Genomic DNA, 25,125 nt, shown 5'->3' with positions numbered 1-25,125 from the left:
GGCCGGGCTCGCCCGCGTCCCCGCGCTCCGCGCGGACGGGGCCGCGTCCCGACCCCGCGGCACGGACGGCCGCTCTCCCGGACACACGGGCGGGGCCGCGTCCCGACCCGGACGACGCGGGCGTAGGCTCGGCCACGACACGGGCGCGGTCCGCGCCCCTGCGGAGCGGGAGGTCCGTCCGGTGCGGAAGAAGCCAGCGCGCGCGGACCGCCGACCCCTGCCGCCCTTGGACCCGCCGCCCCTGCCGGGGCCCGCGCCGCTGTACCAGGGGTGGCGCAACGCCCTCTTCGTGCACTGGGCCGTCCCGCCCGAACGGGTGGCGCCGCTGCTGCCCGAGCACACCCGACCCGACGTGCTGGACGGGACCACCTACGTCGGACTCGTGCCCTTCCGCGTTCCCTACACCACGGCCGCCGGGGTTCCCGTAGGCGGGTTCGGCGAGGTCAACGTGCGCCTGTACTCGGTGGACGGGTACGGCCGCCGGGGCGTGGTCTTCCTGTCCATGGACGCCAGCTCCGCGCACAACGTCCTGGCCGCCCGGGCCCTGGTGGGCGTGCCCTACATGTGGTCGGACGTGTCCCTGTACGCGGGCCGCGGCGGCGTGCACGCGGGCGCGGTGCGCCGCCGCCTGCCCCTGGGCGGGGCCCGGGGGCGGTGGCGGGCGACCGTCGGGGAGCGGGTGGAGCACGAGTCCCCGCTGGAGCGCTTCGTGACCGCGCGCTGGGGCCTGCACACCCGGCGCGCGGGGCGCACGTGGTGGATCCGGGTGGCGCATCCGCGCTGGCCGCTGTTCCGCGCGCACTCCTGGGCCTACGAGGGCGACCTGCTCCGGGCGGCGGGTGTGCGCGTGGACGACCCGGAGCCGGTGTCGGTGCTGTGGTCGCCCGGTGTGGACACCGGCGTGTGCCCCTCGCTGCTGCCCGCTCCCCGGCCGGGGCAGCTCCTGCCGTAGCGTTCCGCGCCCACCGGGGGGCGTGCGCTGCGGCTGGCCCCTCCGACGGTCGGCGCCCACCGCGCCGAGGGGCCCGCGGCCACCGCCGTCGGGATCGGCGGGCCCGGCACGGACGGCCTCGCCGGGTACCCGCTCGGCCCGGCCGCCCCACTGCGGGCCTTGGCCCCGGACGAGGCGCGAAGGGCCCCGGTCCTCCGCGTCCGCGGGCCGGAGGAGGACGACGCGGACGGACCCCTCCCGTGGACCGCGCCTCCCGCCCCTGGCGGCCCTGCCGGGGCGTGCCCGGTCGTGGTGCGCCCGGGCGGGCGCACCACGACCGGCCGTCACCGCAGGAGCTTGTCCGCCGTGACCGGCAGGTCCCGCACCCTGATCCCCGTGGCGTGGTGGACGGCGTTGGCCACCGCCGCGGCGGACCCGACGATGCCGATCTCGCCCGCGCCCCGCGACCCCATGGGGGTGGCGCGGGGGTCCTCCTCGTCCAGCCACTCCGCCCGCAGGTCGCCCACGTCGGCGTTGGTGGGGACGTGGTACTCGGCGAAGTCGCCGTTGGCGATGTGGCCGTACCGCGGGTCCCGGAAGCTCTCCTCGTGCAGCGCCATCGACAGGCCCATGACCATCCCGCCGAGGAACTGCGAGCGCGCCGTGCGCGGGTTGACCACCCGGCCGATGGAGAACAGGCCGTACATGCGCGGCACCCGGACCTCGCCCGTGTCCGCGTTCACCCGCGCCTCGGCGAAGTGCGCCCCGAAGGAGTAGACCGAGTACGACTCGTCCACGGTGTCCTCCGCCCCGCTGCCCTCGGCCTCCGCGCCCGGGGCCGGGGAGTCCCCGTGCCGGTCGCGGAAGGCCCGGGCGGCGGTCACGATGGCCGTCCCCCAGGAGCTGGTCCCGCTGGAGCCTCCCGCGACCGAGGCCGACGGGAAGGCGGTGTCGCCGATGCGCAGCCGGATGTCGGAGGCGGGCAGGCCCAGCGCGTCGGCGGCGATCTGGGTGAGCGCGGTCCAGGCCCCGGTGCCGATGTCCACCGCGCCGATGGACACCTCGTAACGGCCGTCCCGGCCGTAGCGGACGCGGGCCACCGATCCGGGGTTGAACAGGTGCGGGTAGCTCGCCGAGGCCACGCCGGTGCCCACCAGCCAGTCCCCCTCCCGGCGGACGCCTGGCCGGGGGTCGCGCCCGTGCCAGCCGAAGCGCTCGGCGCCCTCGCGCAGGCACCGCACCAGGCGCCGGTCCGACCACGGGGAACCGCTCTGCGGGTCGGTCTCGGGCTCGTTGCGCACGCGCAGCTCGACGGGGTCGACGCCGCAGGCCTGGGCGAGTTCGTCCATGGCGGCCTCGGCCGCGTACATCCCCGGGGCCTCGCCGGGGGCGCGCATCCAGAAGTTGACCGGCACGTCCAGGGGCGCGATCCGGTGGGTGGTGCGGCGGTGGGGCGCGGCGTACATCCACCGCGAGCACATCGCGCTGTTCTCGGTGAACTCCTTGATCCTGGCGGTCTGCTCCACGGAGTCGTGGACGACCGCGGACAGGCGCCCGTCGCGGTCGGCGCCCAGGCGCACCCGCTGGATGGTGGGTGTGCGGTAGCCCACCAGGCAGAACATCTGCTGGCGGGTCAGCGCGAACTTGACCGGCCGCCCGGGCAGGGCGCGGGCGGCCATCGCGGCCAGGACGTCGTGCGCGTGCGCCTCCCCCTTGGAGCCGAAGCCGCCGCCCACGTGGGGCGCGACCACCCGGACCCGTTCGGGGTCGAGCCCGAACACCCCGGCCACGGACGCGCGGACCACGTGCACGCCCTGGGTGGAGTCGTAGAGGGTGAGGTCGCCGGTGGCCTCCTCCCACAGGGCCGTGGTGGTGTGCGGCTCCATGGGGTTGTTGTGCTCGGTGGGCGTGCTGTAGGTCTGGTCGACCACGACCTCGGCGGCGGCCAGGGCCGCGTCGGGGTCGCCCTGCTCGGTGTCGGAGGCGGGGCCCTCGTCGTCCTCGCCCACGGGCCGGTAGAGGCCGCGGTGGCCGGCGGTGAGCACCACGTCGTGCTCGGAGCGCTCGTAGTCCACCTTCACGAGTCCGGCCGCCTGGCGGGCGGTCTCGGGGGTGTCGGCCACGACCGCGGCGACGAACTGGCCGTGGAAGGACACCTCGCGGGACTGGAGCACCGCGAACTCGCGGTCCTCGGTGTCGGCGAGGCGTTCGGCGTTGTCCGGGGTCAGGACGGCGCGCACACCGGCCAGGGCCTCGGCGGCGGAGGCGTCGACCGCGGTGACGCGCCCGCGCGCGACGGTGGACAGCACCGGGTGCAGGTACAGGGGGTCGGCGAGCGGGTGCTCGTAGGCGTAGGGCGCCCGTCCGGTGACCTTGTCGGCGCCCTCCAGGCGGGGCAGCGGCTGGCCCATGGCCCGCGCGTCCAGCGTCCCGGTCATCGTGCCTCCTCGGCGGTCAGGTCGCGCAGGGTCGCGGCCAGGGTGTTGACGGCCATGGGTACCTTGAAGGCGTTGTCCGGGCCGGTGGCGGCGTCGGCGAGTTCGGCCCGGGCGGCCTCGCGGAAGGCCTCCTCGGTGGCCGGTCCGCCGCGCAGCGCCTCCTCGGCGCGGCTGGCGCGCCAGGGCGCGTGCGCCAGGCCGCCGAAGGCCACGCGCACGTCCTCGACGGTGCCGTCCACCACGCGCAGCGCCGCGGCCACCGACACCAGGGCGAAGGCGTAGGAGGCGCGGTCGCGGACCTTGCGGTAGGCCGAGCGGGCGGCCAGGGGCAGGCGGGGCAGGTCGACGGCGGTGATGAGGTCGCCGTGTTCCAGGACGGTGTCGCGCTGGGGTTCGTCCCCCGGGAGGCGGTGCAGGCCGGGCATGTCCACAGTGCGCTCCCCGGCGGGGCCCAGCACGTGGACCCGGGCGCCCAGGGCGGTCAGGGCGACCGCCATGTCGGAGGGGTGGGTGGCCACGCAGTGCTCGGAGGCTCCCAGGACGGCGTTGTAGCGGCCGTAGCCCTCGATCGCCGAGCAGCCCGTGCCGGGTTCGCGCTTGTTGCAGGGCATGGCGGTGTTCTGGAAGTACACGCACCGGGTGCGCTGGAGGAGGTTGCCGCCCGTGGTGGCGGCGTTGCGCAGCTGGCCGGAGGCGCCCGCCAGCAGGGCCTGGGAGAGCACGGGGTAGGCGCGGCGGACGCCGGGGTGGGCGGCCAGGTCGCTGTTGGGCACGGCGGCGCCCACGCGCAGGCCGCCGTCGGGCAGTTCCTCGATCCGGTGGCTGAGCAGGTCGCGCACGTCCACGAGGGAGGTGGGCTCGGCGATGCCGAGTTTCATGTGGTCGACCAGGTTGGTGCCCCCGCCGATGTAGGAGGCGCCGGGGTCGCCCGCGACCGCGGTGACGGCCTCGGCGGCCCCGGCGGGGCGGGTGTAGTGGAAGGGTTTCACTGCGCGGCCTCCCGGATCGCGGCGACGATGTTGACGTAGGCGCCGCAGCGGCACAGGTTGCCGCTCATGCGCTCGCGGATCTCGTCGTCGTCGAGGCCGACCGGCGCTTGGAGGTCCTCGGTGACGTGGCTGGGCCAGTCGGCGGCGGCCTCCTCCAGCATGCCCACGGCCGAGCAGACCTGGCCGGGCGTGCAGTAGCCGCACTGGAAGCCGTCGTTCTCGACGAAGGCGCGGGCGACGGGGTGCAGCTGCCCCTCCTCGGCGAGTCCGGCGGCGGTGGTGACGCTGGCGCCGTCGTGCGCGACCGCGAAGGTCAGGCAGGGGACGACGCGGCGGCCCTCCAGCAGGACCGTGCAGGCCCCGCACTGGCCGTGGTCGCAGCCCTTCTTGGGCGAGGTGACGCCCAGCCGGTCGCGCAGCGCGTCCAGCAGGGTGGTGCGTGTGTCGACGGTGAGTTCGCGTTTCTCCCCGTCGACGTGCAGTGTGATCGTGGCCTCCACCGGCAGTGCCCTTCCTCGTGTGTGGGTCGGTGTCCTGCGCGCCGCCGTCCACGCGGCCCGCCCGGCGCACCGCGCCAGGGACTCGTCACAGTCTGTGACAGGCGTGGGGCTCCCGGAAGCCGACACGGCGCGCGGGGCCGGGAAGGGGGCGTCCGGGGAGCCGCCACTGTGGCGCGTAACCCGCAGGGGAGGGGCTAAACACCCGGCGCCCGCGTGCGCGGGGCGCGCCGGGCGCGGATCGGCCCCGGCCGGGGGCGGAACCCGGCCGGGGCCGCGCGGAGGGTCAGGGGGTCCTGCCGGTGCGGGCGATCAGGCGGTCCTGGGGGCTGGCGTCGGGACCGACCTCGACGGGGGCGCCGAACATCGGCCCCGGCCCGAGGTCCTGGTCGCTGAGCCAGGCGTGGACCTCCTTGACCAGGTCGGGGTCGAGGCGTTCGTCGGTGCCCAGGGCGCGTGCCAGGTCCCAGGCGTGCACCGTCAGGTCGAAGGTCATCTGCCACAGGTAGAGCTCGGCGGGCGCGTCGCCGAAGGACAGGTGCACCGTGCTCTCCAGGGAGGACGGCGCCAGCCAGGCGGTGCGGGCCTCGCGGGAGGCGACCTCCCAGGTGGTGATGGGCTCCTCGCCCAGGTTGTCGCCGTCGAGGCGGTCGCCGACCTCCTCGACCCGGGCGCCGCCCAGCAGGAGCGGCACCCACAGCTGCTCGGTGGTCAGGTGGTTGACCAGGTCGTGCACGTCCCAGTCGGCGCACGGCGTGGGCAGCGCCCAGTCCGTCAGCTTGACCTCGCGGACCCGCCGGTCGAACTCCCCCATCGCGGTTCCGTGCAGTTCGGTCAGGTGTGCCATGAGTGTCCCCCGGGACGAAGTAGCGGTTGTGCGCCGGTCCCCTACCCGTGCCGCCAGGGGGTGAATCCGCCCGGGCGCGGCGGCCACGGCCGCCCGTACGCGTGCGTGCGTCCGGGCGCGGGCGCAGCACGCACGTGGTCAACGACGCGGTAGTCGGCCGTCCACCGTGCGACCGGGCGCGGGCGGGACCAGGTCTGGCCCGAGCAGCCCGGGCGGGGTCCGGCCGCCGGGTGCGGCCGGGCCCCGCGTCCGGGTTCGGGCGACCGCCTACCGGGGCTCGGTCGCGATCTGGATCAGGTTGCCGCAGGTGTCGTCGAAGACGGCGGTGGTGACCGGGCCCATCTCCAGGGGTTCCTGCGTGAAGCGGACGCCGAGGCCGCTCAGGCGCTGGTACTCCGCCCGCACGTCGGCGACGGCGAACTGGGCGAGCGGGATGCCGTCCTTGACCAGGGCGTCGCGGTAGGCACCGACGGCCGGGTGGCCGGCGGGCTCCAAGAGCAGTTCGGTGCCCTCGGGCTCGTCGGGCGAGACGACGGTCAGCCACCGGTCCTTCTCCCCCACCGGGACGTCGTGCTTCTTCACGAAGCCGAGGATCTCGGTGTAGAAGTGCTCGGCCTTGGCCTGGTCGTTGACGAAGATGCTGGTCAGGTGGATCTTCACGGGTTGCTCTCCTCCGGTCCGGATGTGTCTGGCGCAAGCCATCGCTCGGCGATCCGCCGCAGCGGGGCCGTGTTGAGGTCGTGGAACTTGTAGCGGCCCTCGCGCCTGGTCTCGACGAGCCCGGCGGCCTCCAGCACGGCGAGGTGCTGGGAGACCGCCTGGCGCGAGATGCCGAGCTGGTGCTTCATGGCCAACCGCGAGCAGATCTCGAACAGTGTCTGGCCGGACTTCTCCGTGAGCTCGTCGAGGATGGTGCGACGGGTCGGGTCGGCCAGGGCTTTGAAGAGGTCGTCTGCCACGGCCACCATGATAGGCAAGTGAACGCTTGCATATCGAGTCGGGGCACGCCGTGTCGCGGCGCGACCCGCACTGCGGTGGCCTTCGCGGAACGGACGCCGAGGCCCCCGCGCCTCATGGCCGGTCCGGTCCGCCTGGAGGGGACCTCGAACGCCCGGTCGGTGCGGCCGCGGTCCCCCGCTCCCCCCGCTGTGGCGGGTCAGCCCTCCGCGCGTTCGCGCAGGATCTCCACACCGTCGCCGGTGAGCTCGTCCAGGTGCGCGGAGCGGCCGGTCATCGCCATGATCAGGGCGAGCGTGCTCCCGCGGACGAGCGGCCCGGCGCCGGAGGCGAACGGACCGTCGGTGGCCTGGAGATTCAACCCCCGGATCCGGCTCCTGGCGACGACGACCTGGTCCGAGCCCCGGTAGTAGTCCGCCACGAGGGTCAGCGCGGCGATCGGACGGGCGCTGACGATGCCCAGGGGCCGCCTGATGTCCTCGCCGTGCACGATCACCTCCCCCAGGATGGCGGGCTTGGGCAGGGGCGGTGAGGTCGTGCTCTCCACGATCCCCCGGAAGCGCGCGAGGGTGTCGGCGCCGGAGGTCCCCATCTGCTCCGCCAGGCGCATCGCGACCTGGGCGTCGAAGTCGAACCGGCAGCGGATGACCCCGGCCAGCCATCGCAGCCCGTTGAGGCTCGCCGACGACGTCAGGTGCGCGAGCACCTCGCGCACGGTCAGGCCCGCGCACAGCGACGGCGTCGCCCACTGTTCCTCGGTCAGCTCCGACAAGTCGTCGGCCAGCGCCGCCCGCTCCCGGTGGATCAGCGGCCACAGGTCCGCGCGGCCGCTCACCGGCGGCGGGTTCCGTGGCGCGGGCGGGGTGTCGGTGACGTCATCGGGCTCTCCTCGGGACGGGTTCTCGCCTCGCCCCCACGGTGGTGGGCGGACGCCGGGATTATGGCCCGGGCCTCCGACAGTTCGGCGCCCCGTCGTCCCCGGGCACGCGGCGCTCGCACCACCCGTATCGCCGGGTTCCGACACTGACCTCGGGATGAGGTGACAGCCCGTCGCTCATGTGGAGACGAGGGCTCCCTGTCACCGGCGGGGAACCGCTGTCGCGGGACGGCCCCGCCCGGGCGGGGCCGTCCCGTCGTGGACGGTCGGTACCCCTCTCTTCCAGGAGGGGGAGCACGTCAGTCCGGGTCCGGCGCGGCCGGTCAGACGAAGTACCGCGCCTGGAGGCGAAACAGTTCGGCGTAGAGCCCGTCGGCCCGGCTCAGCGTGTCGTGGGTGCCGGTCTCCACGACCCGGCCGCCGTCCATCACCACGATGAGGTCGGCCGCCCGGGCGGTCGTGAGGCGGTGCGTGACAAGGACGGTCACGCCGCCCTCCTGGCGGCCCAGGTCGGCGTACTGCTGGAACAGCCGCTCCTCGGCGCGCGCGTCGAGGCTGGCGGTGGGCTCGTCCATGATCCGCAGCAGCGGCGCCCGCCGCATCGCCGCACGGGCGTTGGCGACCGTCTGCCACTGGCCGCCGGACAGCCCCTCGCCGTCCCACGACCCGCGCCCGAGCCGGGTGTCCAGGCCCCCGGGCAGCGAGGCGAGGAGCCCGTCCCCGCCGGCCGTCCGCAGCGCCTGGAGGATCCGCTCCGAATCGCCGCGGTCCTCGATCCGCCCCAGCCCGACCGCGTCCCGCAGGGACAGCTCGATGCGCACCGGGTCCTGGAAGGCCGCCGTGATCCGGGCGCGCCACTGGTCCGGGGCGAACCGCGCGAGATCGGTCCCGTCCACCAGGACGCGCCCCTGACCGGGCCGGTAGAGGCCGCTGAGCATCTTGACCAGCGTCGACTTGCCCGCGCCGTTCTCCCCGACCAGCGCCACCACGGCCCCGGCCGGGAGTTCGAGGTCGATGTCGCTCAGCGCGGGCCGATCGCGGTTCCAGTACCGGAAGCCCAGACCCTCCACCCTGATGCCGCTCTCCAGCCGGGCGGGCACCGCCACCGGCGCGGTCGGCACGAGGGCCGCCCGCTCCGCGTCGCCGTCCCGCACCACGTCGAGGAACGCCCGGGTCGCCCGAAGCGACTCCAGCGACCAGAAGGACAGGTTCAGCAGGCTCTGCACCTGCCCGGTGATCTGGCTGCTGACCGCGACCGCCGCGACGATGAGGCCGAGCGGAGCGTCGCCGGACAGCCCGGCCCGCACCATCAGGGCGACGGCGGTCGCGTACGCCAGCACGAAGAGCAGCCAGGCCAGCGCGACCGGGACCCGGGACAGTCCGTCGGTCCGGGCGATGTCGCGGCCCGCGGAGTCCCACTCCCGGCGGTGCCTGCGCCGCAACTCGCCCGCCAGCCCGAAGAGGCGGGTCTCGCGACCGGGCGCGGCCGTCGTGGCGAGCGTGAACAGGTGACCGGCCAGCCGGGTCCTGGGCGTGGCGCGCTCCTCGGCCCGGCCGCGCCTCCTGTCCGCCGCCCGGGTGGCCAGCACGGCGGGGAGGGCGAAGAGCGGCAGCAGGGCCAGGACGGGGACGACCGAGGCCATCAGGGCGGCCGAGGCGACCAGGGCCAGCGCGGCTCCGGCCAGCCACATCAGCCGGTCGAAACCCGGGCCGATCTCGCCCCGCGCCCCGCGCACCGCCGCCGCCCTGTCGGAGCGGCTCGAACGCTCGTGGACCTCCAGCGTCGGCGTCGTGCCGACCGCGTCGACGAACCGGCGGTCGACGTGGCTCTGGATCTGCTCCTGGAGCCGGAGGCGGGTGAAGTAGCCGGCGACGAAGGTGCCCTGGGTGAGCATGACGAAGACCGCCACGCACAGCGCGAGCACCGCCAGGCCGCTGGTCGGGCCCCCGCTCGCCGCCTCGCTGAACAGCCCGATCGCCACGGCGAGACCGATCCCGGTGGCCTGTTCGAGAATCGCGATCGCCACCACGACCAGGGAACGCAACCCGTCGACGCGGGGTCCGGTCGTGAGGACGAAGCGCAGGGCGCTGATCACGATGACGCCTCCTCGAAACGCTTCGCCTGCAGACGGAACAGCTCGGCGTACCGGCCGTCGGCGCTCATCAGGTCCTCGTGCGTGCCGTCCTCGACGATGCGGCCCCGGTCGAGGACGACCACCCGCTCCGCCCTGCGCACGGTCGCGAACCGGTGGGAGATCGCGACGGTCGTGGCCCCCGCGGTGAGCTCGTGGAACGTGTCGTAGAGCCGGGCCTCGGCGCGGGCGTCCAGGCTCGCGGCCGGCTCGTCCATGATCAGGAGCCGTGCGCCGTGCCGCAGGCCGAACAGCGCCCGGGCGATGGCGACGCGCTGCCACTCGCCGCCCGACGCGTCGACCCCGCCCTCGTACCCGCTGGACATCACCGTGTCCCAGCCCTTCGGGAGTCCCTCGACGAACTCCAGCAGTCCGGCCTGGCGCGCCGCTTCCCGCAGGCCCTCCTCGTCGTCGGCGTGGGCCAGGGAGCCGAAGGCGATGTTGTCCCGCACGGTCAGCTCGTAGCGGCCGAAGTCCTGGAAGACGGCGACCACCCGGCGCTGCCAGCTCCGGCGGTTGGCGTCCTCGACCGTGGTTCCGCCGACGCGCAGGCGGCCCCCGCTCGGAGCGTCCAGACCGGCGAGGAGCCGGGCCAGCGTCGTCTTGCCGGCTCCGTTGAGGCCCACGATGGCGAGCGACTGCCCCTCGGGGACGTCGAGGTCGATGCCGTGCAGCACGTCGCCCGCGGCTCCGCCGTAGCGGAAGCGCAGCCCCTCGCAGGAGACGGTCGCGACCGGCTCCGTCCAGGGCTCGGGGTCGGACCCGCCGGGCGGGTCGGCCTCCGGAAGGGCGAACGCCTCGGCGGCCGCCTTGGAGCCGAAGCTGGTGCGCAGGTCGTCCTCGTCCGTCCGGAGCACCTGGAGGAGGGCCCGCAGGGCCAGGCCGCCCAGCGCCAGGTCGCCCACCGTCGTGCCTCCGGCGGCGGCCCGGTGTGCCAGATAGTAGAAGACCGAGGCGACCGTGAGGCCGGTGACCACGACGATCACGACGACGAACACGCGGTGCTCGCGCCGTCGCCGCCAGACCTCGGTCATGTTCACGCGCCACTCGGCGTGGTAGGCGTCGCGGAAGAAGGCCGTGAGCCCGAAGAGGCGCACTTCCCGGGCCGCGTCCGGCGTGGTCGGCACGTCCCGCAGGTAGGACGTACGGCGCAGCTTCCGCGTCTGGTTCACGGTCTCGACGACGGCGGTCCGGTAGTTGCGGACCAGCCGGAGGTGGAGCACCGCGAAGACCGCGAAGACGATGAGCCCCAGTCCCCAGGCGACCTGGGTGAGCAGGGCCGCGGAGCCGACGGCGGTCACCCACAACGAGGCCTTGGCCGACAGGCCGAAGACCGCTTCCCCCGGCGGCATGTCGATGGTCCCCTCGCCCCGCGCACGCCCGAGTCTGCCCTGGTAGGCCGGGTCCTCCAGGTGGCCGACGGTCGCCGGTTCCGAGGCGGCCGCCATCACGCGCTCCCTCAGTCGGCCGGTGACCCGGCGGCCCAGGGCCCGTCCCAGAGCCGTGCGCGCCGACTCGGTGACGTGGGTGAGGAGGAAGAGCACGGCGATGAGGGCGACCCACCGGTAGCACTCCCGCGCCGCCGGACCGTCCAGCCCCTGGCCGGCGGCCGAGGTGAGCCCGTCCACCAGTGCGCCCACCCCGATGGTGATGCCGACCGGGGCCGCACCGGCGAGGACGGCCAGCATCATGGTCAGGGCGGCCGCACCCGGTGCCACGGAGAAGGAGTACCGGACCAGGGCGGGAAGCACCCACCGCGTCACCGGGGGCTGGAGACGGTCCGTGCCCGCGGTCACGCCCGCCCCCGGTCGTCGAGGTCACAGGCGGCCGGGGGCGCGGTGGTGGCGCACATGGGGGGTCCTCTCGGAAGCCGGGCATGCCGTGGAGGGGCAGGAGCCGGGGGTCGGCGAGGAGCACGTTACGGGGAAGGCCGCCCGGGGCGCGACGGGTTTTCCGGTGGCCGTCCGGAGCGCGGTGTGCCGCGGGGCCGCGTCCCCGAACGGGGTGAGGCGACCGCGGCATGGGGCGCGTCACCCGCCGTGCGCCGCTTCCCGCGCGTAGGACCTGAAGAGCACGTCGCGTTCCGTCCACGACTCGTGGAGCAGCTCACCGCGCACCTCGCCCCGGACGGTTCCCAGGAGAAGGTCGGTGGTGGGCAGGTCGTGCCTCTCCCACACCTCGCCGCTCCGGTCCGAGATCCGGATCGGGTACGCGTCGGCCGCCGTCCCCGGTGAGACCTGCCAGTAGAGCGTGACCCCCGCTCCCGTCGAGGCCCAGGGCAGCAGTCCGGAATCAGGGGCGAGGTCGTCGGGCGGCTCCACGACCCCGTCCTCGAACAGGTCCTGGAGCTGTCGGTACTCCAGCCCCGACCGTTCGAGATCGACGTGCCTGAGGCCGGGGCCGGGCGCCGGAACGTGGAGCCTCAGGAAGCCCAGCCAGAGTCCGCCGCCCCCCGCGTCGAGGAGGTCACGGTAGTCCTGCGGCACGGACGCCCCGATCCGGTGCTCGACCTGTTCCCAGTCGAACGGGTCGGCCGGCGGCGCCGGGCGTGCCGCCTCGATCAGCCGCTGGACACTGGTTGTCATGCGGGTACGCCCCTCGGGAGTGCTGGTCGTCGGACATGTGAGGCCTTCCTGGTCGGGCGCGGCGAAGCCGACGTCAGCTGGCGCCGCGGGTCCGGCCGACGAGACCACCGCGAGGGGCCTCGTCCTCGACCCGGCCGCGCGGTCCGGCCTCCTTCCCGACCACCCGTCAGTGCCGGAACCCGTGTTCGCGCTCGCGGCCGGAACGGCGGCGGCCGGGGGCCGGTCAGCCCTCCGCGCCGGGGCCGGGCACGTGGAGGGCGGCGATCTCGGCGAGCACCCGCTCCCGGGCCGCCCCGGCCGGGTGGACGTCCACGAGCACGTAGTAGGCCAGCCCCTCGGCCAGGGCGACGAGCGCGACCGCACGCTCGGCGGGGTCCAGGGTGCGGGGCACCGCTCCCCCGTCCTGACCGCGGCGCAGCAGGTCCGCGACCCGGCCGTGGAAGCGCGCGTACTCCTCGCGCATGCGCCGGGCGATGGCCTCGTCGGACAGGGCGAGCGCGGTGAAGGCCTGGCGGACGCGCATGTGGGCGCGCGTGGCGTCGTCGTAGGGGATCAGCTCGGTGAGCACGGTCGTCAGGAGGCGGCGCGGGTCGTCGCCCGGGCCCGCCTTGGCGGCGATGCGCGCGGAGCTCAGGGCGTTGCCCCGGTCGAAGGCGGCCTCGATCATCTGGTGCTTGGCGGGGAAGTAGTGCTGGACTCGGCCGGGTGAGACCCCGGCGCGGGCCGCCACGCTGGTCTGGGACACGGCCGCCATGCCGTGTTCGGCCGCCACGGCGAGGACCGCGTCGGCGATCTGGAGGCGGCGCTGTTCGTGCTCGGCTCCCGGCCCGCGCGTCGGTGCGCTCATCCGACCCCCTTATCGATGTATGCACATTGCTTTGTGGCCACGTCGACACTACCGTTCAAATCAATGTAACCACATTGCTTTGCTGGAACGAGGTGTCACGTGCCCCGAACCCGGACGGGGGAGACGACCGCGCGCCTGCTGCTCGCCCTGGTGTGCGCCGCGCAGCTCATGGTGGTGCTCGACGTGTCGGTGGTCAACGTCGCCCTGCCCTCGATCCGCTCCTCCCTGGGGTTCTCCGCGACGGGGCTGCCCTGGGTCGCCCACGCCTACACCCTGGCCTTCGGCGGCCTCCTGCTGCTGGGCGGGCGGCTGGCCGACCTGTACGGACACCGGCGGGTGTTCGCCGCCGGGCTCGCGCTGTTCTGCGCGGCCAGCCTGCTGGGCGGGGCGGCCCCCTCCCCCGTCCTGCTGGTCACCGCCCGCGCGCTCCAGGGAGCGGGCGCGGCGGTACTGGCCCCCGCGACCCTGACCATCCTGACCGCCTCCTTCCCCGAGGGGCGGGCCCGCGTGCGTGCGCTGGCCGCCTGGACCGCGGTGAGCGTGGCGGGCGGCGCGGTCGGCAACCTCCTCGGCGGCGCGCTGACCGAGGCGCTGTCCTGGCGGTCGGTCCTGCTGGTCAACGTGCCCGTCGGCATCGCGGCGCTGGCCATGACCCCCTACCTCCTGGGCCGGGAACGCCACGACCGCGACCCGGCCAACACGGGTCAGCGTGACCGGGAGCGCCACGACCGCGCCCCTCACAGCACGGGTTCTCCTGGCCGGGACCCGCGTGGCCGGAGCCCGGGAGAGGGCCGCGGCGGACGGATCGACCTGCCCGGGGCGGTGACCGCGACTGGCGGGACGGTCGCGCTCACCTACGGCCTCACCCGCACGGCGGAGCACGGCTGGGGGGACCCGGCCGCGGTGGCGGTGCTGGCCGCGGGCGTCCTCGCCCTGGCGCTGTTCGCCGCGGTGGAGTCCCGTGCGCCCGCTCCCCTCCTGCCGCCGGGGCTCCTGCGCCGCCGCGCGGTCTGGGCGGGCAACGCCATGGTGTTCCTGGCCGGAGTCTGCTTCCAGGTGCCCATGTGGTACTTCCTCACCTTCTACATGCAGGACGAGCTGGGCTTCGGGCCGCTGCTGACCGGCCTGGGCTTCCTGCCGCACACCCTGGTCACCATGGCCGTGGGCTGGCTGGTCACCCCGTGGCTGATGGGGTTCGTGCGGGCGCGAACGCTGATCGGGGTCGGCTGCCTCACCGCCGCGGCGGGCTTCGCCTGGCAGGCCGCGGCGGTGACCGAGCAGACCTACGCCGCGGCGGTGCTGGGGCCCGCGGTCCTCATGTCCGTGGGCGGCGGCCTGTTCACCACTCCGCTGACCGCCGTCGTGACCTCGGGCGCCGCCCCCGGGGACGCGGGGGCCGTCTCGGGCCTGATGAACGCGGCCAAGCAGACGGGCGGCGCCCTGGGCCTGGCCGCGCTGATGACGACGGCCGTCTCGGGGCACGCACCCGAAGGGGAGGCGTACGGCTTGGTCTTCGGCCTGCTCGCGGCCGTGCAGCTCGTGGCGGCCGCCCTGACACCGGTACTGCCGCGCGAAACGCGACGGGATCCGTCCGAGGGCGCGTGAGCCCTCCGAAGGTTCAAGAACCCCTTTGACCTGCGCTGACCCTCCCGGGGGACACGCCGACGGGCTTCCCCGCCGGGGTCACTCCGCCAGCCCGATCGAGGAAAGACGCATCAATATCACACTTGGGGGTAGCGCAACAGACAGGAACGAGGAACGTGCTCCGTTCGTCATCATCCGCCCGGCGGCGGGGTGGCCGACCGGGACACGGGACCGACAGACGAGGAGGAAACCGCCATGAGGAACCCCCTGAGGACGGCGAAGAACCAGCTGATGCGGCGCACCGGACTGGCCCGCCCGGCACCGGGCGGGCGCCCGCGTGCGGGTGGGCGAACGGGTGGACGCGGCAGCGACCCCCTGGCGATGGCCCAGCGGTTCGCCCGGTCCGCGGCCCGGTCCCGGGGCGGCAGCCCGATGGGGCGCGGCGGCCCGGATCCGCTACGGGGTCCGGCGCGCCGGACGCCCCCGGGCCGACGGAGCCCCGGCGGGCAGGCCCTGCGGTGGATCAACTCCCTGACCCGGAGGCGCAGGCCCCGCATCTGACCCCGGGCGGCGGACCCGGTTCGGCGCGTCGGGCGCCGGGCGCGGAGGACGACGGTTCCGGAAAACACAGCGTGACGCCACGGCATGACACCGCGGGGCGGGCCCCTTGGAGGCCCGCCCCGCGGCCGTGTGCGGCACGCCCGCCCCGGTCCCGGGGAGCGGGCCGGGGCGGACCGGGCGGGACTCGCCCGGAAACCGGGAGCGGCCGCTCCGGGAGCCCTTCCTGGTGATGATGGTGGGTGACGCGGTGGTGACGAGACCAGTGGAGGTTGTCATGGAGCGGTCGGTCCTCGTCGGGGTGGATGGTTCCGATGAGAGCCTGCGGTCGGTGGAGTGGGCCGCGGCGGAGGCCGCCCGGCGGCACTGCCGCCTGCGGACGCTCACGGCCCTCCCCGCGCCGTCGCCGGACGCGGCCTTCGTCTGGCCCGAGGAGGAGATCCGCGCGAGCGCGCGCGCCGTCCTGGACCTGGCCGAGGAACGCGCGTCGGCCGCGGCCCCCGGTACGGCCGTGGACCGGGAGGTGGTGATGGACTCCCCCGGCCGGGCGCTGCTGGAGCGCGCGGGGCAGGACGGGACGGCCCTGGTGGTCGTCGGGCACAGGGGGCGCGGCGGGTTCTCGGGGCTGAGGGTGGGGTCGGTGGCCTACCGCGTGGCCGCGCAGTCGTCGGTGCCGGTCGTCGTGGTGGGGCCGCGGCCCGCGGCCGACGCCAGCGCCGAGGTGGTGGTGGGGGACGACGGGTCGGCCCGCGCGGAGCGGGTCGTGGCCGAGGCGTTCGAGGCAGCCTCCACCGGGGGCGGGCCGCTGCGCGTCGTGCGGGTCCGGGAGTCGGCGCTGCCGTTCCTTCCCCCCGCGGTCGCGTCGTCTCCCCGGGCCCGGGAGAGCGGCCCAGGCGATGGACTCGCCCTGGAGCGCGCGGTCGGGCCCCTCCGTGCCCGGTACCCGGAGGTGGAGGTGCGCACCGAGGTGGTGGACGGCCGCCCCGTCGCGGCGCTGACGGACGCGGCGCGAGCAGCGCGGCTGCTCGTGGTCGGGGCGGGAGGCGAGCACGGACTGACCCGCCTGGCCCTGGGTTCGGCGGCCCACGGGGTACTGCACCGCTCCCCCTGCCCCGTCATGGTGGTCCACACAGGTTGACGGGGCGGCGGGACGCGCGGCCCCGGGGCCGACCGGCACGAGCACGCCGCCCCGGCACCGTCCCGGGCGCGCGGAGCACAGCCCGGCGACCGCGGACCCGGGCCGTCCAGCCAGGTCACGCGGAGGGGGAGCGGGCACCGGACCGGACGGAGGTATCCGGCGCCCGCCGTCGGGGGGACTCTGCGCGGTCAGTCCCGACCGGGGTCCGCAGAGAGCCGCGGGTCGTCGGCGGCGAGGTGGCGGGTCGCGGGGCCGTCGTAGCCCGCCAGCACCGCCCTGGGCAGGGGCCCCTTGATGCGCGACCCGCTCTGGTGCTCCTCCCAGGCGTGGGCGAGGATGCCCACGGAACGGGAGAGGACGAACAGCCCCCGGGCCAGCTCCGAGGGGAAGCCCAGCGAGGCGTAGACGACGGCGGTGGCGGCGTCGATGTTCATCGGCACGGGGCGTCCGCGCCCCCTGGCCAGCGCCTCCTCCAGCGCCAGGGCGGCCTCCAGCGGTCCGGCGGGGACGAGGCCGTCCTCGACCGCCTCGCGCACCAGGCCCAGCAGCGGGTCGCGGCGTGGGTCGCGCGGGTGGAAGCGGTGGCCGAAGCCGGGCACGTACGCGCCGCGCCCGCGGTACTCGGCGACCACCTCCTCGGCCACCCGCGCCACCGGGGTCCCGTCGGCGACGCGCCCGGCCATCTCCTCCAGGAGGGCGACGCACTGCTGGCCCGCGCCGCCGTGCACGTCCCCGAGCAGGTTGACGCCGGTGGCGACGGCGTTGTTCAGGCCCACCCCGCAGCTGGCCGCCATCCGGGCGGCGGCGATGGAGGGCGCCTGGGGGCCGTGGTCCACGGCGGCGACCAGGGCGGCCTCCAACAGGCGGGAGCGGCGCGGGTCGGGCAGCTCGCCGCGCAGCATGAGCCAGACCGTGTCCACGAAGGAGACCCGGCCGATCAGCTCCTGCACCGGATAGCCACCCGGTTCGATCTCGCCGGGGGCGATCCGGATCAGCCCGGTCCGCCACCAGAGGCCGATCTCGTCGTGGGTCATGGACGGCGTGTCGATCGTGCTCATACGGCCCGCTCCTCGCGCAGTGCGTCGATCTCCTGGTCGCTGAACCCCGCCTCGCGCAGCACCTGCTCGGTGTGCTCGCCCAGCAGGGGCGGCGCCGTGCGCGGGCCCAGGGGCGCGCCGTCCACGCGGACGCCGCTGCCGAGCACGCGCAGCTCGCGGTCCTCCCCGCCGGGGAAGGGCAGCGTGTGCACCAGCCCCCGGTGGGCCACCTGGTCCAGTTCCAGCGCCTGGGCCACGGTCAGCACGCGGGCGGCGGGGACCCCGACCCGGGCCAGCTCGCGCTCCCACTCCAGGGCGGTCCGGGTGCCCAGGTGCTCCTCCAGGGCCTCGCGGAGGGCCTCGCGGTGGGTCTTGCGGTCCTCGCGCTGGGCGAAGCGGGGGTCGCGCGCCAGTTCGGGCGCGCCCACGACCGCGCACAGCGCCTCGAACTGCTCCTGCTTGTTGGCGGCGATGTTGAGCGCGCCGTCGGCGGTGGCGAAGGTGCCCGAGGGGGCCGCCGTGGCGTTCTCGTTGCCGATGGGGACCGGTTCCACACCCGCGGACAGGTAGTTGGACACGCCCCAGCCCATCGCGGTGATCGCGGTCTCCAGCATGGACACGTCCACGCTGCTCCCCCGGCCGGTGCGCTCCCTCCTGACCAGGGCGGTGCTGATCGCGAAGGCGGCGGCGAGGCCGCCCAGGACGTCGGCGATGGGGAAGCCCGCGCGCAGGGGGCCGGTGCCGGGCGTGCCGGTGGTGCTCATCATCCCCGACAGGCCCTGGATGATCTGGTCGTAGGCCGGGCGCCCGCTCAGGGGGCCGTCGGAGCCGAACCCGGACACCGCGCAGTAGACCAGGCCGGGGTTGACCGCGCTCAGGTCCTTCCAGCCGAAGCCCAGGCGCTCCAGCACGCCCGGCCGGAAGTTCTCCAGCAGCACGTCGGAGCGGCGCACCAGGCGGGTCATGGTCTCCCGGCCGCCGGGGGTCTTCAGGTCCAGGGTCAGGGAGCGCTTGCCCGCGTTCTGCGCCAGGAACGACGCGCCCAGTCCGCGCCCGTTCAGCTCCGCCGAGGCGCCGAGCTGGCGGGCCAGGTCCCCGGAGCCGGGGACCTCGACCTTGACCACGTCGGCGCCCATGAGCGCCAGCTGGTACCCGGCGTAGGGCCCGGCCAGGACGTTGGTCATGTCCAGGACGCGCACCCCCGCGAGCGGCAGGGTCCTCTCCCCGGCCTCGGAGCCTGTGTCGGTGTCGGTGTCGGTCAACGTCTCTCCTGTGTTCCGGGTCCCACGGTCCCTCCCGAGGGGTCGAGCCCGATGTCGGTGATGCGGCGGGCGGCGTCGACCACCGCCGTGGTGAAGCCCTCCACGGCGGCGTCGGTGAAGCGGGCGGTGGGTCCGCCCACGGCCAGCGCGGCGACCGGCGCCCCGCCGGCGGGGCCGTAGACGGGCGCGGCCACGCCGGAGGCGCCCCGCTCGCGCTCGCCGTGGCTGACGGCGAAGCCGCGTGTGCGGGCCAGTTCCACCTCCTCGCGCAGGCGGCTGACGTGCCCGGGGCCGTGGGGGGATGCGGCGGCCACGCGCAGCAGCAGGGACTCCCCCGCGCCGATGAGCAGCACCTTGCTGGCGCCCCCGCCCCACAGGACCATCTCGTCGCCGACGTTGACGACGTGGCGCAGCCGTTGGGGGCCCTCCTCCTTGGCCACGCACACGCGGGTGGCGTCGGCGCGGACGTAGAGGTTGACGGTCTCGGCGGTGTCGGCGACGAGTTCGCGCATGACGGACCGGACGGCCTCGGGCACCTGCCAGACGGCGTGGGCCAGGCGCGACCAGCGCAGCAGGCTGGGGCCGACACCGACCTTGCCGTCGGGAGCCGTCCACAGCAGTCCGCGCTGCTCCAGGGTCGCGACCAGCCGCAGGACCGTGGTCTTGGCCAGGCCGGTGCGCTCCACCAGTTCCCGTGTGGAGTAGCGCTGGTTCCTCTCGTCGAACAGGTCGAGCAGGTCCAGGGCGCGCGCGACGCTGCGCACGGTGCCGCCGGAGTCGCCGTCAGGCATCCCTCCCCCTTCCGTTTGGTCCACTAGGTGGTTCGCAAGGACCGCTAAGTGGAATCGCGCCGTCAGCGTAGCGCAACCCCTCGGCGCACGGCCAGCCCCTCCCCGAAGAGCACCTCCATTGGCGGGAACCGGACTGGCCTGCGCAGAAGGGAAGACCAACAGGGGACTGTGCGCCGCAACACACTCGTTAACAAAAGGTTTCGAATCGGCATTGACAGTGCTCACGGGGGCTCGCATGATTTCCCAGACCACGAAACGGTCCCGTTGGACCACCTGGTGGACCAGTGGGCCGAAAGGGAGTGAAGGATGAACAGACAGCGGATCCTCCGCGCGTCGGGGGCCGTGGCCACCGCGCTCCTGGTGGGCGCCGCCGCGACGAACGCCGCGCTGTCCGACACGAACGCGTCGGAGGCCCGCGCCAGGATCGACATCGTCGTCCCCGCCGACCCCGGCGGCGGCTGGGACCTGGTGGCGCGCGAGGCGCAGCACTCCCTGCGCGTGAACGACATCGTCGACAACACCCAGGTCCTCAACCTCCCCGGTGCGGGAGGGACCATCGGCCTGGCGCAGACGGTGCGCCGCGAGGGCAGCGCCACGACCCTGATGACCACGGGCACCGTCATGATCGGCGGCATCATCGTCAACGACTCGGCCCAGACCCTGGAGGACGTGGTGCCCATCGCCCGCGTCGCCGACGACTACGAGGTCTTCGTGGTCCCCGCCGCCTCCCCGCTGGAGGACATGGGCGACCTCATCGAGGCCTGGCGGGAGGACCCGGGCGCGGTCGCGGTCGGCGGCGGTTCCCTGGGCGGCACCGACCACCTCCTGGCGGGGCTGGCCGCCCAGTCGCAGGGCGTCGAACCCCAGGCCGTCAACTACATCCCCTTCGCGGGCGGCGCGCAGGCGCTCACCTCGCTGCTCTCGGGCAGCCTCGACGTGGGCGTCTCGGGCTACAACGAGTTCAGCGACCAGGTGGAGGCGGGCAACATCCGCGTCCTGGGTGTCTCGGCCCACGAGCGCGTCGAGGGCATCGACGCCCCGACCCTGCCCGAGCAGGGCGTGGACGCGGTGCTGCCCAACTGGCGCGGGTTCATGGCCCCGCCCGGCATCACCGGGGCCGAGCGGGCGGAGCTCACCGCGATCGTGGAGGAGATGGTGCGCACCGACGAGTGGCGCGACACCCTCCAGCGCAACCGCTGGGACGACACCTTCCAGAGCGGCCCCGAGTTCGAGGAGTTCCTCGCGGCCGAGATCGAACGCATCACCGACGTCACCGAGGACCTGGGGCTTTCATGAGCCAGCACAGCACGACACCCACCGCCCCGGGCGGGCCCGGCGCGCGGCCGCGTGAGGAGCGGCCCACCTGGTGGAGGGGGCGCAGCGAGATCTTCGTCGGCCTGCTCACCATCGGCATCGGCGTGTTCGTGGGCGTGCAGACGCTCACCATGCACGTGCCCGACAACTCGGCCTCCCCCGGCCCCCAGCTCTTTCCCGCGATCGTCGCGGTGCTGATGCTCGTCCTCGGCGCGGCCCTGGTCGTCCAGGTGGCCCTGCGCCCCGCGGCGCCCGAGCCGGAGGGGACCGACCACCCCGGCGGCGACGCGGGCGTGGTCGGCGACCTGGTCGAGGGGCGCGGCCCGTCCGCGAGCGCCCCCGCCGCCCACAGCGACTGGCGCGCCGTGGGCACCGTGCTCGGCGCGGTGGTGCTCTTCGCCCTGCTGTTGCAGCCGGTGGGCTGGCTGCTGTCCGGCGCGCTGCTGTTCTTCGGCGTGACCTGGGCCTTCGGCGGCAGGCGCCCGCTGTTCGAGGCCGCCGTCGCGCTGGCCTACTCGTCCGTGGTCCAGCTCGCCTTCGTCGGCGGGCTCGGCCTCAACCTGCCCGCCGGAATCCTGGGAGGGGTGCTGTAAGTGGAGACCCTGAGTCTGCTCGGCGGCGGGTTCGCCGCCGCGCTCTCCCCCGAGAACCTGCTGTGGGCGTTCGTGGGCGTCCTGCTGGGCACCGCCGTGGGCGTGCTGCCCGGCCTGGGCTCGGCCATGGCCGTCGCCCTGCTGCTGCCCGTCACGTTCAAGCTGGACCCCACCGGGGCCTTCATCATGTTCACCGCCGTGTACTACGGCGGCCTGTTCGGCGACTCGACCACGTCGATCCTGATGAACACGCCCGGCAACAGCTCCGCGATCGCCACCGCGATCGAGGGGCACAGGATGGCGCTCAAGGGCCGGGCCTCCCAGGCCCTGGCCACGTCGGCCATCGGCGCGTTCACCGGCGCGGTGGTGGCCACGACGGTGGTGGCCTTCTTCTCGAAGGTGATCATCGACATCGCCCTGCGCTTCGGCCCGGCCGAGTACCTGGCGCTGGCGGTCCTGGCCTTCGTCGCCACCTCGGCGGTGGTGGCCCAGTCCATGGTGCGCGGGCTCATCGCGCTCTCCATCGGCCTGGCCATCGCGATGGTGGGCATCGACGCCCAGAGCGGCGCGGCCCGCTTCACCCTGGGTGTCCCCTCCCTGTTCGAGGGGATCAGCGTGGTCACGGTGACCGTGGGCCTGCTCGCGCTGGGCGAGGTGCTGCACGTGGTCTCGCGCGTGCACCGGGGCGGGGGCGTGGGCGACAAGCTCATCACCGGCACCGGCACCCCCTGGCTGAGCGGGCGCGACCTGCGCCGCGCGATCCCGGCGTGGATCCGCGGGCTGGGCTTCGGCCTGCCCTTCGGCGCGATCCCGGCGGGCGGCTCGGAGATCCCGACCTTCCTGGCCTACGGCACCGAACGCAAGCTCTCCCAGCTCCGGGCGCGCCGGGGCAAGCGGCCCGACGAGTTCGGCGACGGCGCCATCGAGGGCGTGGCCGCGCCCGAGTCGGCCGCCAGCGCCACCGCCGGAACCGCGATGGGCGCGCTGCTGGGCCTGGGCCTGCCGACCTCGGCCACGGCCGCGATCATGCTGGCCGCCTTCCAGCAGTACGGGATGCAGCCCGGACCGCTGCTGTTCGAGCGCAACGCCGACCTGGTGTGGGCCCTGCTGGCCAGCCTGTTCGTCGGCAGCGTCATGCTGCTCATCCTCAACCTGCCCTTCGCGCCGCTGTGGGCCAAGCTGCTGCTGATCCCGCGGCGCTACCTGTACGCGGGCATCACCGGTTTCGCGGCGCTGGGCGTGTACGCCGCGTCCTACTCCATCACCGACCTGTGGCTGCTGATCATTCTGGGGCTGCTCGGGTTCATGATGCGGCGCTACGAGATCCCGGTGGCGCCGGTGCTCATCGCGGTCATCCTCGGTCCGCTGGCCGAGACGGAGCTGCGCCGGGCCCTGGCCATCGGCCAGGGCGACGTGGGGGTGCTCTTCGCGGGGCCGATCACGATCGGGATCTACGCGGTCCTCGTGGCCGCCGTGGCCCTGGTCGCCTTCCTGCGGATCCGCGCCCGTGCGCGTTCGCGCGAGGCGCGGCGCGAGGAGACCGTCGACGCGGGGTGAGCGTCGCGTGCGCGGGGGGCCGGTCCGGGGGGTTGCCACGGACCGGCCCTTCTCGTGTGCGCGGAGGCGGGCACGCCGGACGGCGGTGTCGGTGACCCGCCGTAGTCTGCGCGCATGGCACAACCCGACGACGCCCCCCGCAGCCCCCTGGACATCCGGCGCTTCGCCGCCCGGGTGCGCGCCGAGTCCGTGGCCCAGAGCTGGCGGCGCGGCCACCGCAACGTCACCAGGCTGGCCGACGCCTACGGCGTGACCCGCGACACCGTCTACGCCGACCTGCGCGGCCAGGGCGTCGATCCGGCCGATCGGGACGCGCCCGTGGAGGAGACCCCCGTCGAGGAGCCCCCGGGGTGCCCGCTGTGCGGTGCCGCGGTCGCCGAGGACGGGTTGCACGACCACGTCAGCGGGCACGGCCACGACGCGCTGGTCTCGTGGATCGTCGAAAGCGTCTCCTGACCCGCCCGCGCCACGGGGGTCAGGGCCCGACGGGTGCGTGTTCCGGGCCGGCCCCCGCTACGGGTGCGAAGGCGGGCACACCGTCCGCCGGTGCGGCGGAGCCTCGGCCCGGGCCGGGGCCGGACCGGGGGTCAGGGCCGCTCCCCCTCGTCCGCCGGGGTGGGCTCGCCCTCCGCGCGGGGCGCCCGGCCGGTCGCGGCGCCGGAGCCCTCCCCGGTTCCGGTGTCGGAGGGCTCCCCGGTTCCGGTGTCGGAGGGCTCCCCCGGCATCTCCTCCGGCCGGGGCGCGGCGTCGCGGTGGCGCAGCGACAGCAGGTAGCCCAGGCCCAGCACGATGGTCGTGCCGATGGCGGTGTACCAGGTGAAGCCGACCAGGTCGGGCTGGAAGAGGAACAGCCAGACCATGGTGGCCACCGCGACCGCGAAGGAGACGATCGCGTCGAGCTGGCGGGCCCGGCGCACCCACAGCCCCAGGAAGAACGCGCCCAGCAGGCCGCCGTAGGTCAGGCTGGCCACGGACAGGCCCAGCTCCACGACCGGGTTGTCGGTGCCGGTGAACATCGCCGCCGCCCCGATGAAGACCAGCCCCCAGCCCAGGGTGAACAGCCTGCCCAGCCGCAGGCCCTGGGCGTCGGTGAGCGTGCGCCTGCTGAACCGCTCGTACAGGTCGGCCATGGTGGAGGAGGACAGCGCCGACAGCGAGGACGACAGGGTGCTCATCGCCGCGGCCAGGATCCCCGCCAGCAGCAGGCCCGACAGGCCGGCCGGCAGCCCCTCCACGATGAACGTCGGGAAGAGCTCGTCGGAGTTGGCCAGGCCCAGCTCCTCCACCGAGGCGCCCTCGTAGTAGGCGTACAGCGCCAGGCCCACGGCCAGGAACAGGGCGAACTGGAAGAACACCACGACGGCGCTGCCGATCACCGCCTTCTGGGCGTCGCGCAGGCTGCGGCAGCCCAGCAGCCGCTGCACGATGATCTGGTCGGCGCCGTGGGAGGCGGTGGAGAGCAGGGCGCCGCCCAGGACCGCGGTGACCGTCGCGTAGGGGGCCGAGACCGGGTTCGAGGTGAAGTCGAGGAACTGGGTCTTGCCCGCGTCGGCGGCCACCGTCAGGAAGTCCGCGTCGAGGCTGCCCGCGATGACCGCCAGGGCGGCGACGCCGCCGACCGCGTACACCGCCATCTGGAGGACGTCCACCCAGACCACGGCCCGGATGCCGCCGACGAAGGTGTACAGGACCGTGACCGCGCCCAGCAGGGCGATGATCGCGAAGTAGGACAGGTCCACCCCGTAGGAGCCCAGGATGATCTTGACGGGGATGGCCGCCGCGAACAGCCGCACCCCGTCCGCGAGCAGCCGCGTGAACAGGAACGCGACCGAGGCCGTGCCCTGCATGCCCCGGCCGAAGCGGATGCCGAGGTAGGCGTAGGCCGTGGTCATCTCGCCCCGGTAGTAGCGGGGCAGCAGCACGAAGGCCACGACCACCCGCCCGATCAGGTAGCCGACCGCCACCTGGAGGAAGGTGACGTTGCCCAGGTAGGCCACGCCGGGGATGCTGATCACGGTCAGGGCGCTGGTCTCGGTGGCCACCACCGACAGGCACACCGCCCACCAGGGCAGCTGCCGGTTGCCGATGAAGTAGTCCTTGATATCGCGCTGTCGGCCGGAGAGCCTGAGGCCGAGCCAGGCCGATCCCAGCAGGTACACCGCGATGACCACGAGGTCGATTGTCTGCACTG

22 protein-coding genes are annotated in these 25,125 nt (G+C 74.7%); 7 read left to right on the top strand and 15 right to left on the bottom strand.

Translation table 11 applies throughout. The features are described 5' to 3' along the window. The first annotated feature begins 181 nt into the window (after positions 1 to 181). On the top strand, positions 182 to 952 hold the full coding sequence (locus tag NDAS_RS09160) for a DUF2071 domain-containing protein (protein ID WP_013152882.1): 771 nt from the start codon (positions 182 to 184) through the stop codon (positions 950 to 952). Between the two features lie 323 nt (positions 953 to 1,275). Here NDAS_RS09160 and NDAS_RS09155 read toward each other — a convergent pair whose 3' ends face one another. The 11 genes from NDAS_RS09155 to NDAS_RS09105 form a co-directional block, all read right to left on the bottom strand. After that, positions 1,276 to 3,369 carry a xanthine dehydrogenase family protein molybdopterin-binding subunit gene (locus NDAS_RS09155; protein ID WP_013152881.1) on the bottom strand — a complete coding sequence of 698 codons (2,094 nt, stop codon included), beginning with the start codon at positions 3,367 to 3,369 and terminating at the stop codon, positions 1,276 to 1,278. Continuing rightward, complete coding sequence (locus tag NDAS_RS09150) at positions 3,366 to 4,358, bottom strand: FAD binding domain-containing protein (RefSeq protein ID WP_013152880.1); 993 nt, start codon at positions 4,356 to 4,358, stop codon at positions 3,366 to 3,368. The genes NDAS_RS09155 and NDAS_RS09150 overlap by 4 nt, the downstream gene beginning before the upstream one ends. After that, entirely contained in the window at positions 4,355 to 4,858 is a 504-nt protein-coding gene (locus tag NDAS_RS09145; protein WP_013152879.1) for a 2Fe-2S iron-sulfur cluster-binding protein, read from the bottom strand. Before NDAS_RS09145 ends, NDAS_RS09150 begins: the two co-directional genes overlap by 4 nt. A gap of 283 nt (positions 4,859 to 5,141) precedes the next feature. After that, on the bottom strand, positions 5,142 to 5,702 hold the full coding sequence (locus NDAS_RS09140) for a TIGR03086 family metal-binding protein (protein ID WP_013152878.1): 561 nt from the start codon (positions 5,700 to 5,702) through the stop codon (positions 5,142 to 5,144). A 267-nt stretch (positions 5,703 to 5,969) separates the two neighbouring features. After that, positions 5,970 to 6,362, bottom strand: a complete 393-nt coding sequence (locus NDAS_RS09135) for a VOC family protein (RefSeq protein ID WP_013152877.1) — start codon at positions 6,360 to 6,362, stop codon at positions 5,970 to 5,972. Next, positions 6,359 to 6,670, bottom strand: a complete 312-nt coding sequence (locus NDAS_RS09130; RefSeq protein WP_013152876.1) for an ArsR/SmtB family transcription factor — start codon at positions 6,668 to 6,670, stop codon at positions 6,359 to 6,361. Before NDAS_RS09130 ends, NDAS_RS09135 begins: the two co-directional genes overlap by 4 nt. Before the next feature lie 188 nt (positions 6,671 to 6,858). Further along, positions 6,859 to 7,494 (bottom strand): maleylpyruvate isomerase family mycothiol-dependent enzyme, encoded by a 636-nt coding sequence (locus NDAS_RS09125; RefSeq protein ID WP_013152875.1) that lies wholly within the window; start codon positions 7,492 to 7,494, stop codon positions 6,859 to 6,861. 365 nt (positions 7,495 to 7,859) lie between these two features. Continuing rightward, on the bottom strand, positions 7,860 to 9,632 hold the full coding sequence (locus tag NDAS_RS09120) for an ATP-binding cassette domain-containing protein (protein WP_013152874.1): 1,773 nt from the start codon (positions 9,630 to 9,632) through the stop codon (positions 7,860 to 7,862). After that, the gene (locus tag NDAS_RS09115) at positions 9,629 to 11,464 is read right to left on the bottom strand and encodes an ABC transporter ATP-binding protein (RefSeq protein ID WP_013152873.1); all 1,836 of its coding nucleotides are present in this window, start codon (positions 11,462 to 11,464) and stop codon (positions 9,629 to 9,631) included. Before NDAS_RS09115 ends, NDAS_RS09120 begins: the two co-directional genes overlap by 4 nt. A 234-nt stretch (positions 11,465 to 11,698) precedes the next feature. After that, positions 11,699 to 12,253 (bottom strand): hypothetical protein, encoded by a 555-nt coding sequence (locus tag NDAS_RS09110; RefSeq protein WP_013152872.1) that lies wholly within the window; start codon positions 12,251 to 12,253, stop codon positions 11,699 to 11,701. 223 nt (positions 12,254 to 12,476) lie between these two features. Further along, complete coding sequence (locus NDAS_RS09105; RefSeq protein WP_013152871.1) at positions 12,477 to 13,100, bottom strand: TetR/AcrR family transcriptional regulator; 624 nt, start codon at positions 13,098 to 13,100, stop codon at positions 12,477 to 12,479. Between the two features lie 99 nt (positions 13,101 to 13,199). On the opposite strand from NDAS_RS09105, the gene NDAS_RS09100 reads away from it, so the two are divergent. Next, positions 13,200 to 14,705, top strand: a complete 1,506-nt coding sequence (locus tag NDAS_RS09100; protein WP_013152870.1) for an MFS transporter — start codon at positions 13,200 to 13,202, stop codon at positions 14,703 to 14,705. Positions 14,706 to 15,519: 814 nt separating this feature from the next. Further along, positions 15,520 to 16,380 (top strand): universal stress protein, encoded by an 861-nt coding sequence (locus tag NDAS_RS09095; RefSeq protein WP_041552615.1) that lies wholly within the window; start codon positions 15,520 to 15,522, stop codon positions 16,378 to 16,380. Positions 16,381 to 16,568: 188 nt separating this feature from the next. Here NDAS_RS09095 and NDAS_RS09090 read toward each other — a convergent pair whose 3' ends face one another. Genes NDAS_RS09090 through NDAS_RS09080 form a run of 3 tightly spaced genes read right to left on the bottom strand, consistent with a single transcriptional unit; the run spans position 16,569 to position 19,470 of the window. After that, positions 16,569 to 17,438, bottom strand: coding sequence for a citryl-CoA lyase (locus NDAS_RS09090; RefSeq protein WP_013152867.1), 870 nt, complete (start codon positions 17,436 to 17,438; stop codon positions 16,569 to 16,571). Then, positions 17,435 to 18,679 carry a CaiB/BaiF CoA transferase family protein gene (locus NDAS_RS09085; RefSeq protein WP_013152866.1) on the bottom strand — a complete coding sequence of 415 codons (1,245 nt, stop codon included), beginning with the start codon at positions 18,677 to 18,679 and terminating at the stop codon, positions 17,435 to 17,437. The genes NDAS_RS09090 and NDAS_RS09085 overlap by 4 nt, the downstream gene beginning before the upstream one ends. Next, complete coding sequence (locus tag NDAS_RS09080; protein ID WP_013152865.1) at positions 18,676 to 19,470, bottom strand: IclR family transcriptional regulator; 795 nt, start codon at positions 19,468 to 19,470, stop codon at positions 18,676 to 18,678. Before NDAS_RS09080 ends, NDAS_RS09085 begins: the two co-directional genes overlap by 4 nt. A 306-nt stretch (positions 19,471 to 19,776) precedes the next feature. Here NDAS_RS09080 and NDAS_RS09075 point away from each other — a divergent pair, with 306 nt between their 5' ends. From NDAS_RS09075 to NDAS_RS09060, 4 genes are all read left to right on the top strand, one after another. Then, positions 19,777 to 20,766 carry a Bug family tripartite tricarboxylate transporter substrate binding protein gene (locus tag NDAS_RS09075; protein WP_013152864.1) on the top strand — a complete coding sequence of 330 codons (990 nt, stop codon included), beginning with the start codon at positions 19,777 to 19,779 and terminating at the stop codon, positions 20,764 to 20,766. After that, positions 20,763 to 21,377, top strand: coding sequence for a tripartite tricarboxylate transporter TctB family protein (locus NDAS_RS09070; protein ID WP_013152863.1), 615 nt, complete (start codon positions 20,763 to 20,765; stop codon positions 21,375 to 21,377). The genes NDAS_RS09075 and NDAS_RS09070 overlap by 4 nt, the downstream gene beginning before the upstream one ends. Next, positions 21,378 to 22,934, top strand: a complete 1,557-nt coding sequence (locus tag NDAS_RS09065) for a tripartite tricarboxylate transporter permease (RefSeq protein WP_013152862.1) — start codon at positions 21,378 to 21,380, stop codon at positions 22,932 to 22,934. It begins immediately after the preceding gene. Between the two features lie 114 nt (positions 22,935 to 23,048). After that, the gene (locus NDAS_RS09060; protein ID WP_013152861.1) at positions 23,049 to 23,390 is read left to right on the top strand and encodes a hypothetical protein; all 342 of its coding nucleotides are present in this window, start codon (positions 23,049 to 23,051) and stop codon (positions 23,388 to 23,390) included. A gap of 131 nt (positions 23,391 to 23,521) precedes the next feature. Here NDAS_RS09060 and NDAS_RS09055 read toward each other — a convergent pair whose 3' ends face one another. After that, positions 23,522 to 25,123: a sodium:solute symporter gene (locus NDAS_RS09055; protein ID WP_013152860.1), complete on the bottom strand. Its 1,602-nt coding sequence runs from the start codon at positions 25,121 to 25,123 to the stop codon at positions 23,522 to 23,524. Positions 25,124 to 25,125 lie beyond the last annotated feature (2 nt).

This window comes from Nocardiopsis dassonvillei subsp. dassonvillei DSM 43111, from assembly GCF_000092985.1.
Classification (GTDB): Bacteria; Actinomycetota; Actinomycetes; order Streptosporangiales; family Streptosporangiaceae; genus Nocardiopsis; species Nocardiopsis dassonvillei.
The sequence above is the reverse complement of the archived record's forward strand: the minus strand, read 5'-3'. Positions and strand labels throughout refer to the sequence as shown.